This window comes from Azoarcus sp. CIB (assembly GCF_001190925.1).
Lineage (GTDB): Bacteria > Pseudomonadota > Gammaproteobacteria > Burkholderiales > Rhodocyclaceae > Aromatoleum.
Genome location: NZ_CP011072.1, coordinates 325388 through 337858, shown reverse-complemented (window position 1 = coordinate 337858; position 12471 = coordinate 325388). Strand labels below are relative to the sequence as shown.

Annotated in this window: 12 protein-coding genes; 10 read left to right on the top strand and 2 right to left on the bottom strand. The window is 61.6% G+C overall.

Features of this window, described 5'->3' with window-relative positions; genetic code table 11:
- Positions 1 to 35 precede the first annotated feature (35 nt).
- On the bottom strand, positions 36 to 1040 hold the full coding sequence (locus tag AzCIB_RS01365) for a c-type cytochrome (protein WP_050414243.1): 1005 nt from the start codon (positions 1038 to 1040) through the stop codon (positions 36 to 38).
- Positions 1037 to 1891 (bottom strand): c-type cytochrome, encoded by an 855-nt coding sequence (locus AzCIB_RS01360; protein WP_050414242.1) that lies wholly within the window; start codon positions 1889 to 1891, stop codon positions 1037 to 1039. Before AzCIB_RS01360 ends, AzCIB_RS01365 begins: the two co-directional genes overlap by 4 nt.
- Before the next feature lie 146 nt (positions 1892 to 2037).
- Here AzCIB_RS01360 and AzCIB_RS23585 point away from each other — a divergent pair, with 146 nt between their 5' ends.
- The 10 genes from AzCIB_RS23585 to AzCIB_RS01315 all read left to right on the top strand — a co-directional run bounded on the left by AzCIB_RS23585 (position 2038) and on the right by AzCIB_RS01315 (position 12459).
- On the top strand, positions 2038 to 2340 hold the full coding sequence (locus AzCIB_RS23585; protein ID WP_083446836.1) for a c-type cytochrome: 303 nt from the start codon (positions 2038 to 2040) through the stop codon (positions 2338 to 2340).
- A gap of 181 nt (positions 2341 to 2521) precedes the next feature.
- Complete coding sequence (locus AzCIB_RS01355) at positions 2522 to 3169, top strand: cytochrome c3 family protein (RefSeq protein WP_232299328.1); 648 nt, start codon at positions 2522 to 2524, stop codon at positions 3167 to 3169.
- A 120-nt stretch (positions 3170 to 3289) separates the two neighbouring features.
- On the top strand, positions 3290 to 4414 hold the full coding sequence (locus AzCIB_RS01350) for a 6-bladed beta-propeller (protein WP_232299327.1): 1125 nt from the start codon (positions 3290 to 3292) through the stop codon (positions 4412 to 4414).
- A 292-nt stretch (positions 4415 to 4706) separates the two neighbouring features.
- Positions 4707 to 5519 (top strand): cytochrome c3 family protein, encoded by an 813-nt coding sequence (locus AzCIB_RS01345; protein ID WP_050414239.1) that lies wholly within the window; start codon positions 4707 to 4709, stop codon positions 5517 to 5519.
- Between the two features lie 184 nt (positions 5520 to 5703).
- Complete coding sequence (locus tag AzCIB_RS01340) at positions 5704 to 6762, top strand: peptidylprolyl isomerase (RefSeq protein ID WP_050414238.1); 1059 nt, start codon at positions 5704 to 5706, stop codon at positions 6760 to 6762.
- A gap of 57 nt (positions 6763 to 6819) precedes the next feature.
- Positions 6820 to 9252 (top strand): TonB-dependent receptor, encoded by a 2433-nt coding sequence (locus AzCIB_RS01335; protein WP_232299326.1) that lies wholly within the window; start codon positions 6820 to 6822, stop codon positions 9250 to 9252.
- A 175-nt stretch (positions 9253 to 9427) separates the two neighbouring features.
- Positions 9428 to 10018, top strand: coding sequence for a c(7)-type cytochrome triheme domain-containing protein (locus AzCIB_RS01330; RefSeq protein ID WP_232299464.1), 591 nt, complete (start codon positions 9428 to 9430; stop codon positions 10016 to 10018).
- Positions 10015 to 10410 (top strand): c(7)-type cytochrome triheme domain-containing protein, encoded by a 396-nt coding sequence (locus AzCIB_RS01325; RefSeq protein ID WP_157058401.1) that lies wholly within the window; start codon positions 10015 to 10017, stop codon positions 10408 to 10410. The genes AzCIB_RS01330 and AzCIB_RS01325 overlap by 4 nt, the downstream gene beginning before the upstream one ends.
- Before the next feature lie 7 nt (positions 10411 to 10417).
- Positions 10418 to 11353 (top strand): NHL repeat-containing protein, encoded by a 936-nt coding sequence (locus AzCIB_RS01320; RefSeq protein WP_050414235.1) that lies wholly within the window; start codon positions 10418 to 10420, stop codon positions 11351 to 11353.
- Between the two features lie 11 nt (positions 11354 to 11364).
- Positions 11365 to 12459: a 6-bladed beta-propeller gene (locus tag AzCIB_RS01315; RefSeq protein ID WP_232299325.1), complete on the top strand. Its 1095-nt coding sequence runs from the start codon at positions 11365 to 11367 to the stop codon at positions 12457 to 12459.
- The last annotated feature ends 12 nt before the right edge of the window (positions 12460 to 12471 follow it).

Genomic DNA, 12471 nt, shown 5'->3' with positions numbered 1-12471 from the left:
GGCCACCGCACCGCCCGGAATCGCCCTCGATCCTCCTACGGCTTCACGGGATAGAACACCCGCGAAACGTAGGAAACGATCGCATCGATTTCGTCGTCCTTCAGCACGGATTTCCACGCAGGCATCGACGTGTTCGGCAGCCCTTCCCGAATGGTGTGCGACAGGCGCCCGCGCGTCATGTTCTGCATGAATTTCGGATCGGTCAGATCACGCGGATGCGGCTCCATGAAGCTACCGATCCAGTTCCGCCCCGTCCCGGTGGCACCGTGGCAAAAGGAACAGTTCGCCTGGAACAGTGTCTCCCCGCGCTTCTCGTTGGATGTCAGACCCGGCACCTGCGGCACCACGTCATGCAAAGCATACGGACTGGCGCTCGCGATGGCATCGGCCTTGGTCGGCGGCGGCGCAGTGAAATCGCCCGGATCGAAATGGTTGCGAGGGTACGACAGCGGCCGCCCTCCCCACACCGGCCCCGGATCCTCGGTGCGGGCGTGGTCATGACATGAAATGCACGTCGTCAGGAACAGGCGCTTGCCCTTTTGCTCGGTCGGGCTGAGCTGCTCCCACGGACGGTCGAGCGGAATCGCTCCCGTCGCGAACGGAAAGGCCACCTTGTGCCGCTCATGGTTGGGCCACCCGTTCTCCGGCGTGTGATAACGCGTATTCACCGCCTTGGCGCGAATGAATTCCGCACGCACGAAGTCGACCACAAGTTCGATGTCGCGCTCCGGGATGATGCCCTTGAAGCCCTTCATCGCCGTGCCCGGCTTGCCGTCGCGCACCGCGGCGATCATCTGCTCGCGGCCGATCGCCTTCTCGTCGTCCTTCGTGAAGTCACGCGGCTTGGGTGCGAGATACGTCGCCGCGAGCGTCTTCGCATCCCCGGAGTAGCCGTGGCAAAAATAGCAGCGGAAATTGTAGATCTTGCGCCCGGCCTCGTGCCGGGCGTCCTTGCCTGCGTCGGCAGCATACGCCGGTGCCGTGAACGGGGCCACGACAAGTGCCGCAGCAAACCCGCCCAACCAGATACGTCCGATCATTTCGCCTTGGCAGCCTTCTCACCCGAGCGGATGAAGGTCTGGAACACGTATTCCGAGACGTTGGCGATCTCCTGCTCGGTCAGCACCTTGCTCCATGCCGGCATCTCAGTCCCGTTGCGCCCGAAAAAGACGGCTGCATAGATGGCCGGGCGATTCAGGGTCAGACGGGAACGCTCATTCACGAAGTCGCGCGGCACCGGACGAATGAAGTAGGCACGCGGCCCCTGACCGTCCCCCTTGACACCATGGCATTCGGCGCAATTCTTGTCGTAGAACGCCTGGCCTTTGGCGGCATCACCTTTCAATCCGGACGGAAACGGTGCGCTCATGTCGGCACGCTCATCGGGCGTCACCGGCTTCACCGGCGGCACAGGCGCGGCAATCGGCGGCACCGGGGCAGTTCCCGCGGCACCGGGCGCCGAACTTGCCGCGCCGCCCCCGCCGGTCGTACCGGACGTTCCGGAAATCCCCTTGATCATGCCCGCCGAAATTGCCGCTCCGCGGTTCACGATGTCCGTGTGCACGTAGTCCGCCAGCGCGGCCAGCTGCTCCGCATTCAAACGGGACTTGTAACCGACCATCGCCGTGTTCGGCTTGCCATGCGTAATAACGTGAAGAATATAGTCGCGCGGAAGATTCGCGCCCGCCGTGGTCAGATCCCGGGGAGGGGGGTTCAAGCTCTTCATCGCCCGGGAGTTTCCGTCACCCCGGTCACCGTGGCACACCGAACAGTACTCATGGTAAAGCACGTCCGCCTTGATTGTGCTGCCGCTCGCGCCGTAACTCAGCGCCACGCCAACACCAAGCGCGCATGAGCGCAGGACCTGCGTGAATTGCTTCTTCTGATTCACAAGATACCTCTGGGTCGAAAAACTGCAGCCTAGATGCAAGAACCGAACCGGCCAGTTTCCATCTTTGGCATGTGCATTGCTTGCCTTACCGATCCAACCATACGTTACGCCTCCGACCAGCGCCACGATTAATCGACGGGACCAGAATGAAGCACTTCCTTGCACTTGCCAGCCTGGCACTCCTCGTCGTGACAGCCAATGTTTCAGCTGCCGACGGCAAGGCGGTTTATACTCAAATTTGTCGTGCCTGTCATGCAACCGGGGTCGCCGGAGCCCCGATTCTTGGCGACAAGAGCGCGTGGGCGCCACGCCTGCCGGCAGGACTTGAAGCGTTGCAGCAATCGGCACTCCGGGGCAAGGGCGGAATGCCACCCAAGGGGGGCAACCCGGGACTTGCCGACAGTCAGGTACGAGCTGCGGTGGAATACATGGTGTCACAGTCCCGGTAGGAACAGCACCCGGTCCCGAACTTGAGAACAGGCTTCCACGGTTTGGAAAACCCCGCAACCATACGAGCGACAATTGCTAACCGCGCGCCTCTCGACCCCACTCCGGCTCATCACGACACTGATCGCACTTCTTGCCTTGAGCTCGCTCGGCAGCTTGCCGGCACAGGCACAGCGGATAGACATGCGCAACAGCAAGCACAATCTCGTCCAGATCAATGGCAACGGAGGCGCTGACCCGCGCCAGATCTGCGTCTTCTGCCACACCCCGACCGACACGAACGCCGACGACGCAGCCCAGCCGAAGTGGCAGAGCTCAGTACCGAAAGACGGAATCTTCCTGATGTTCGACGACATCGGCCGCCTGGGAAAGGAGGGCAACGAAGCCGTTGGCTCGCAGTCGATCGCCTGCCTCTCGTGCCACGATTCGTCCCAGGCTTTCGGAATCTCTGGCGGAAGCCTCGATCACCCCTTCGCAGTCCCCTATCGAGGGGCGCTAACACCCGAGCAGCGCAAGCAGATCCGCGAAGACCTGCAACGCGCCGGCAAACTCATCAACACAGCAAAGCAAATCAAGTTCGATGACGGGTTTCGCCAAGCCAAGCGCGGGATTGTCGACGATCGCCCGGTGTGGTGGGTCTCCAAGGACACTTCATCGGCCCAGCGCGGCCGTCTCGATGTGCCGCTCTACGTACGCCTTGATCAGGAAGACCAAACGGAAATTCCATTCGTGGAATGCGCCAGCTGCCACGACCCACACACCGTGCGCCCGTTATTCCTCCGCACCGAGAGCAATCCCAGCGAACTGTGCCTCACCTGCCACGTCAAGTGAGCGAAGCGCGCACGGCCCCCACCCACCTGCGATACGCCGCATTTCCATCTCAGACCATTCCTGCCCGACACGCCGATGAAACTGCTCACAGACCGCCATACTTCCACGAAGACGCGACGCATGCCTCGCACAAGCTCGCGCCTTCTCGCCCTCACCCTCACCCTCACCCTCGCCGCCAGCGTCACCCTGATCGCGGGATGTGCGGAAATCGGCGGCGAAGCCCCGGTAACGCGCGCCACTGGCCCACTGGTATTCCCCGGCCCGCCGGACGAGCCGCGCTTCGTTTACGAACGCACGATCACGAGTTCGGCCGACGTCGAGACCGACACGAGCGATGATGCGTTTCGCCGCATGGTGACCGGCTCGCAGCGCACCGGCCACTTCCTCACGAAACCCTATGCGGTCGCCGCTCACCGCGGCCGCATCTTCGTGTCGGACACCGCCGAACGCTCGGTGAAGGTCTTCGACGTCGCCACCGCGAAGTATTTTACGATCGGCGACGAGGAGCCCGGCCAACTCGTCAAGCCGCTCGGGCTGGACGTCGATCGCTCCGGACGACTCTATGTTGCCGACGCCACGCAGAAGATGGTTTTCATCTACAGCCGCGACGGCAAATTCCTGCGCAAGATCGGGGGCAAGGACCTCTTCGACCGCATCTCCAGCGTCACCGTCGACCCCTCGGGACAACGGATCTACGTCGTAGACATCGGTGGCGTCAAATCGGAGAACCATCGTGTCCGGGTGTTCGAGACCGCAACAGGCCGGCACGTCATGGACATCGGCAAGCGCGGCACGGGGCCGGGAGAATTCAATCTGCCACGAGACATGGCTATCGGCAAGGACGGGCGACTGTATGTCGTCGATGGCGGCAACTTCCGGGTCCAGATCTTCAACGCCGACGGCAGCCACCACAGCAGCTTCGGCGCTGTCGGTCGCCAGCTCGGTAATTTTGCCCGGCCAAAGGAGATCGCGACCGACAACGACGGCAACGTCTATGTCGCCGATGCGGCATTCGGCAATTTCCAGATCTTCGACCCGGAAGGCGAACTGCTGATGTACATCGGCAACCGCTCCGAGCAGGGCGGCCCGGCCCAGTACATTCTGCCCTCGGGCATCGCCGTCGACGAGGACGGCCGGATCTTTTTCGTCGACCAGTGGTTCTCCAAGATCGACGTCTTCAGGCCATACAACCTGCCAGCGGACCAAGGCTTCCTCGTGAATCGATCAAGCGGTTCCAAACGCTGATAATCACCTTCCCGAGTTCAGGAATATTCCGCTGTCACGTCGCGGGTTTCAGCACCCTGAAATCTGCGAGGCAACCTCAAGCAGCGGCAAAATCCATAACAAAGCATTTAAAAACAATATCTTCGCAATTTTTTGCGTTATTCGACCTGCCAGCCGAACAGGTGGACCGGAACCTGCTAGTAGAGCGTGCAACATTTAAATTCGTTTTGAGGTCAGCATCGACAACCGTCCGACGACCCGGACACGGTCCTTGATGACTAATAAACCGTTTAACCATCCATCGGGGGTTACCATGAAAAAAATCTTCAAACTGTCGCTCGCAGCCGCGGCGCTCGCGCTGATTGCTGGCGGCGCGTCGGCGGGCATTGTGAGCACGCCGCATAACCTGACCGCTACGGGCGCGAATCCTGGCCCGGGCCCGAACAAGCAGAGCACTACCGAACAGATCTGCGTGTTCTGCCACACCCCGCACGCGGCGAACACGAGCGCTTCTGCCCCCCTGTGGAACAAGGCTATTCCCGCGAGCACCGGTTACACGACCTACTCGACGGCGAACTCGTCGACGATCGACGGTAACGTGCTGGCGGTCGGTTCGGTCTCCGCTGCCTGTCTGTCCTGCCACGACGGCACCCAGGCAATGGACAACCTGGTCAACGCGCCGGGCTCGGGCGGCCTGAACGCCGCCGGCTCGGACCGCAACTACAACTGGACCACGGGCACGAACAAGGTCACCGGCGTTGCCAACCTCACCAAGGACCTGACCAACGACCACCCGATCGGCATCCAGTACTGCGGCGGCGGCCTGACCGGCTCGGCCAACACGGTGAGCGGTACGTGTGCCGACACGGACTTCAACGCCGTGACGACGAAGTCGATCAATGGCTCCCAGGTCTTCTGGGTTGACACCACCGGCGCTGGCACCCGCTCGAAGAACGACATCATCCTCTACACCCGTACCTTCACGAACAATGCAACGGGCCCGTCGGTCGAGTGCGCGTCCTGCCACGATCCGCATACCGACAAGGCTGGCACGAACTCCGACGTGAACTTCATGCGCGTCACGACGTCCGGCAGCAAGATCTGCCTGGCCTGCCACACCAAGTAAGTCGGGCACAGACCGCGATCTGCACCACGCACTTTGCCACGCAAACTGCGCTGCCGCGGTCACGAAAGGGGTCAGGCGACAAGGTCGCCTGACCTTTTTTTTGTCACAATCGCATATCGCAACCAACTTGCGTCGCCGCTGGCCCGAAGCAGACACTAGCAGCCCAGCAAGACGAGAATTCCTGATGAAAATGATCGCTCGCGCAGTTTCCGGCACTATCGCCGCAACGCTCATTGCCTTCGGCGCCCATGCGGCCGACGCGCCCAAACCCGACACCGCCAAGGCGGCCGCTACGGCACAGAGGCCCGCCGACCCCCACGCCTCGCCCCCATACCTGGCGGTCGTCAATGGCAAGGTGATCAGCTCCTCCGAATTCGATGCAGCGACCCGGGAAGCGATCCGCCAAAAGTTCTATCACGGCACCCCGCCCGAAGGCGAAGTCGAACAACTTGTCCGCGATGTCGCCAACGACATGATCGACCGCCGACTGCTCGTCGAAGAAATTAAGCGTCGTGACCTGAAGGCGAATGCAAAAGCGATCGATGAGAAGATTGCCGCTTACGAAAAGCGCTACTCATCGAGCGCACGCTGGCAACAGGAGCGGGAGCAGATTCTGCCGGCACTGCGAGAGCGCCTCGAAGAGGACGACATGCTGGCCACTCTCGAAGCCAAGACGCGGAATGTCCCGCAACCCGCTCAAGACAAGGTTCTCGCTTACTACAAGAAGCATCCCGAGAAATTTACCGAACCCGAGAAGATGCGGATTTCGCTGCTCCTGCTGTCGGTTGACCCCTCGGCACCCACCGCGGCCTGGGAGGCGGCAGAAACCGATGCCGGCGCCTTGCGGCTTAAACTCACCGAAGGCGGCGCCGATTTCGCACAACTGGCAAAAGAGCGCTCGCGCCATGAATCGGCCGAAAACGGGGGCGACCTCGGCTACATGCATCGCGGCATGTTGCCGGAGGGCATCCAGGAAAGGATCGACGACATGAAGCCGGGCGACCTCTCACCTCCGACGCGAGTCCTGCAGGGCATTGCCCTGTTCCGCTATGAAGCCCTGCAGCCTCCCAAACATCATGATTTCGAGACCGTGAAGTCCCGCGCAAGCGATTTGCTCAAACGCGATCTCAGCGACGAAGCATGGCAAAGCCTGAAGGAGCAACTGCGCAAGAAGGCGAAAATCGAGCTGAACACGGCACGCTATCCGGCGCTCGCCAAGAAGGGGTTGGTTACGAGCAAGTAATCCGCGCCAAGAATGTCGCGTTCTGCGCTAGTGCGAGCGAACAATTCAGCAGCCCACATGACACGCAGGCTCGTGTCGGCCTGCCACGGTTCCATTCCGCCCCTATGCGGCGGAATGCTGCTGGGCTTGGCTACCATGCCGGCCCTCGCAGCTTCGACGTCACAACCGGCCGACGCCCCGGTACAGTCGCGCTTGCGTCTCGCGACAGTTCTCGCAAGCCTGCATACGGATCGCGAGACGAAGGGCGAAGTCCGGCCCACGGCGGCCGTGGACATCGACTCCTCGTCCGCAACACCGGAATCTCCTCCGCTCACCCTGAGCTGGACGTATCAGCTGCCCGGCATCGCCACCGCAAAGTCCGCGGCCGCCGGACCTGGGTCGTTAGTCGAAGGAAATTCATCTGCGTCCGTTCCGGCGCCCGAGCAACCGAAACCCGGCAACAAGCCCGGCAGTGCTGACGCCCCCGCCATTCCCGTTCGACGTTCGACGATCGCAAAGTCCGAACCGCGGGATACGCTCATTGACGCATCGCGCAAGACTAAGCGCACGGCCGACACGATTGCAGCACCTGTGGCCCCGCTGATGGTGGCATCCGAAGATGCGGCGTCGCCTGCACAAACCGGGAGCACCGATGCCAAGGTCGTCGGGGACGAGGAGTTTCTGCCGGCCGAAGAAGCGAACATAGAGTCAACGGTCGCCGATCTTCCCGTGCCTTCGCGCAGCAAGGGCTCTCCTACACCAAATTCGTCCGCCCCCACCCAGAAGCGCTGGGGCGTCGCCCCGATCCGCTGGGGCGGCATCGTTTCGGTCGGCGTGAGGCGCAACAGCTCGGACACCTCGTCGGGCTCAACGAGTCAGGTGTACGAAGGCCGGCTGCGCGCCAATTCCTACATCTGGAGGCCCTACTTCGCGCTCGTTTCAGGCGATTTCGCGCTTACCTCGATTCGATCGCAGGAGTCCGGCGACGTCTCATCGAACAATCTGGTGGGCACCTCCGTGACGGGGAGTGGAACGCTCCAGCTCTTCCCCCAGAGCCGCTTCCCATTTTCGGCCTCCCTGACGCTGTCGGACAGCCGCAGCGAAGGCTCATTCTCGGACTCGAACATCAAACAACAGCGCCTGTCCTTACGACAGGACTATCGACCACAGACCGGGCGATGGACGTCCGCGGCAGGCTATGACCGCAGCGAACTGACCGGCGATTTCGGCTCGGACGTCGTCGACCGTGTCTTCGGCAATTTTTCGAATTCGCTGGAGCGGCACTCCATCAATCTGACCGGAGACTTCTCGCGGAATCAAGCCGCCGAGCAGACCGGGAAGAGCTACTTCCTCGGCGCCAATCACGGTTTCGCCTATAGCGATGAACTGTCCTTGAGCACGAACGCGAGTCTTACCGGCCAACAGTTCGACTTGGACACGGATTCCGCAACGACGCAGAGTCTGCAAGTGTTCAGCTATGGAAACTGGTCGCCAGCGGAATCGAAATTGCGGGGCTCGGCAAACCTCCGTTATTTCCAGACGAACAATACGGTCGGCGGAACGAATTTCACGAATCGGACGATTGGCGGCGCTGCCAGCCTGAACTACCAGGCCAGCCGCAATCTCAGCATTTTCGGCTCGGCCGGCTTGAGCGCCGACACTGACAATAACCTGACGTCGAACCAATCTCTGGGTCTCAGCTATAGCGGCGATCCGCTGCGCTTCGGCAACTACGACTACACTTGGTTCACGTCCGCGTCGCTGTCGAATGCGACATCCGGCGAGGGAGACTCATTCCGCTCGCTCAACGGATCGGTAGGGCACTCGCTGATGCGCACCTGGCAGACGAGCGCGCAAACCACCCTCAGCGGTAGCCTGAACCAGTCAGTCTCGAGCTCGCGCTCTACCGGCATCGGCTCCTCGAGCGCAACTACGCTTAGCCATGGCGCGAGCCTTGGCATGCAGGCGAATGCCGGCGAAGCGCTCACCGGTTACCTCAGCGCCAGTGCCTCGGACAGCCGCACCACCGGAGACACGACATCGTCCTTCCAGATGCTTAATGTCCAGCTCACCGGCAGCTGGCGCATCAATCAGAATTCGGAACTCGATTCAAACATGACATGGCAATGGTCGCGTCAGGAGTCCGAAAACGATCAACCGGTAGTGCTCGTCGACGAACTGGGTCGCCCCATCTTTCGCGAAGACACGTCGCGCAGCGGCAATACGAGTCTAGCCGGAGGCCTGGGTTACAGTCATCGTCGAGTTTTCGGGCTCCGCGGCCTGCGCTATCGACTCGATTTCCGTGCGAACACCAACCGTGACGACTCGCGGCGATTCGGGAATCCGAATGCCCAGCGCCAACAAGACCGCGCAACGCTGGATCTCGATCAGCGGCTGTTCTACCGCATCGGCCGTCTCGACACGGAACTGCAGTATCGTATTGCCGAGATCGAAGGACGGCGTAACCAACTGATCTTCTTCCGGGTCAGCCGGGAGTTCGGTTCTTTCTGACGCCAGATCAGCCTCGCACGGTGTTGCCGAGTGCAACCTTCTGCCCTGCGAGCCCACTAAATCCGATAATCTCTCGGACCGATCTGCCCGAACCGGTTGCGTCGCAAATATGTCTGCTCGCCTACGAGGCACTTCGCAGAGACATTTCATCTGCTGCCTGTGCCTGCTCTTGCTGGTGTTCCCCCAGTCCGCAAGGGCTGACGACCGTTCCTGGCTCCCGATTGCCAAGGATGGGCTTCGTGATTCCAGCGGTCCCGCCGTGAAAGTGCTCCAACAGCCCGCAGATGCGCTGTCTCCCCTCACTCCAGACAACGCGGGCAATCAGGTCCGCTGGGTCCGCGCCTTGAAGGAGGGCCAGATCAACCCGCGATCAAGCTTGCGGAAACCGCTGAAAAGCGAAAGTTACGACAAGGACGTGCTGTTGAACCTCAACGGGGGCATGCCGGTCGTGCGCTTTCCGCACAGCGTGCACAACGAGTGGCTGGACTGCACGAATTGCCATGACCATTTGTTCAAGAAGCAAAGAGGCGCGACGAAGATCAGCATGTTCCTGATTCTGCAGGGCGAGCAATGCGGGGTCTGTCACGGCGCCGTGGCTTTCCCCCTGACCGAATGCGGCCGCTGCCACAGCGTCAAGCGCGCCGACGCACTGGCCGAACTCGAACGCGAAGCTGCTGCGCAACCCAGCGCCACTCCGCCCCCCGAACCCGCAGTCGCACCGAACACGCCTCCCCCGGCTCGCAAGACCGAAGGCAAAACCAGATGAGTGCGCCGCGGACCTCGCTGTGGATGGTTTGTGCTGCGCTGGTGTGCGTGTTGCCATTTTTTGCAGCGCCGCGCGCGACAGCGGAGTATGCTGACGTCGTTATCAATCGAGCCGCCGAAGCGGCCGGCATGCGGCCGGTGATCTTTCCCCACTGGTTCCACCGCATCCGGTTTCGCTGCAAGGTATGTCACGCGGAACTCGGCTTCAAGATGCGGGCAGGCGCGAACCAGATCAAAATGACCGATATCATCGACGGCCGCTTCTGTGGCGCGTGTCATGACGGAGAAACCGCATGGTCAGTCGAGAACTGCGATTTGTGTCATTCCGGGAAGGCGGGACTGCCCCCCGGCATTTTCGGCGGCCACGAAACACTCGGACCCGGACGTTGGTGAATACATCATGTGGCGCAACCTAGCCGGCAGCGTGCTCCTCGCGTTGGCCCAGATTGCCGGGGCCGACATGGGTTCCGAGGCGGCGGCCATCGAGCACGCCTCCGCTTTCCTGTCGCCCTACAGGATGATTGTCGGCGGCTTTTCGGCTCCAGCGTCACCAGTCCCCGGGCAGCCCCCGACCGGGGCTTATCTAAAACTGCTGCATCCTACCGCGCTGGCCGCAATCGGCCACGACCTCTACGTCGCCGATAGCGGCCAGCGCTTGCTGCTGCGCATCGACACCGTTAGCCAGTCGATCACGCCGCTGCGCGAGATACCGCCTTTGCCAGGGGTTCGCATCAAGGCCGGCATCGACGGCAGCGTCTACGTTCTCCGCCCCGATCGTGGAGAAGTCACCCGCCTTACAAGAGATGGTCGCCCGATCGTCACGTTCAGCGCAAAGTATGAGGTCCTCCAACCGGCTGACATTGTGATAGAACCCACCCTCAACAGGCCGTGGATATCCGATGCAGCAGGCGGCGTTTTCGCCTTTCACCCATCCGGGCGAAAAAGCGAGCCCCTCGTTGGGAGAGGCGACGGTTTTCCGGACGAGTTCGCCGGAGCGACGCTTCTCGCTGCCAACCGGGTGCGCGTCGCCGGAATCGATCCCCGCTGCCGCTGCATAGTCGACTTCGACCGCGAAGGGTCCGTTATCGGCAAGCATGGGGAAGGCGACCTGCTCAACCCGTCGGATATTGCGATCGACGCGCATGACCGCACATGGGTGGTTGACCGGGGCGATCGAAGTCTCAAGATCTTCGATCATGGCGAGTTGGTCGCCACACTGAAGCCCTCACAACTCGGGCTCGTGGACATTACCGCGATCTCGATCGACGTATATCACGCGTACATCGCCGACGCCCCTTCCGGGCGGATCGGAGTATTCAGCATCACCCCGCCCTAACGGAGATGAGTTTGAAAAGTACCGCGTCGCCCGTCCTCTCGTGGCTGACTCTTGCACTTGCCATTACGCTGGCCGGGTGCGCGACCCAGGCCACGCCGGCGCGCCTCCATTACGGCCTGCTCGAAGCGCCAGAAGGCAAGCGACTCATGTGGCCGGCCGAACCGGAAGTTCCCCGCTATCAGTTCGCCGGCCAGCTCACCGGCGAAGAGAATTTTGTCCGCGAGGACGATTCGAAAGGAATCGTGCGTTTTCTCGCCTGGGTAGTCGGTCTGTTCGACGAGGAAAAGCCGAATGTGCTACAGCGACCGCAGGCCGTGATTGCGGATGAGCACGAACGGATCTTCGTCACCGACGTCAGCCGTGCCGCCGTTTTCGTCTTCGACAAACCAGCCGGTGAACTCAAGATCTGGGAATACGCTGTAGGCTTGCGTCGTTTCGTCGCCCCCATTGGCGTCGCACTCGCCGAAGGTGGCGGTATCTGGGTTTCCGATGCGGAGCTGCAGCTCGTCGCACACCTGGACACGCAGGGAAACCCGCAGCCTCCCATCGGCGCAGGCGTGTTACAGCGCCCCACAGGAATTGCACGCGACGCGGTCACCGGCCTCATCTACGTCGCTGACACCTACGCACACGACATCAAGGTCTTCGGCGCCGATGGCCGGCTGGAGAGGATCATCGGCGAGCGCGGCGAGGCCCCAGGTGAATTCAATTTCCCGACACACATCGCGCTTGGGCAAGACAAGCTTTACGTGACGGACACGATGAACAGCCGCGTGCAGGTGATCCCGCTCGAGGGCGACGGGAAACCGCAGATCATCGGCAAACGCGGCCTGTACTACGGTAATCTCGTTCGACCGAAGGGCGTCGGCGTCGATAGGGAGAACAATATCTACGTCGTCGAGTCTTATTACGATAATTTGCTGATCTTCAACGAGGCCGGGGAGTTCCTGATGCCGATCGGCGGCGTCGGCCAGGGAACCGGCAATTTCTATCTCCCCGCTGGGGTGTGGGTCGACTCGTTCAATCGTGTGTTCGTCGCAGATACGTTCAATGGACGAGTAACGATCTTCCAGTACCTTGGCGGAGCGAAGGCCGACGCGGAATGACGGAGGTCGGGC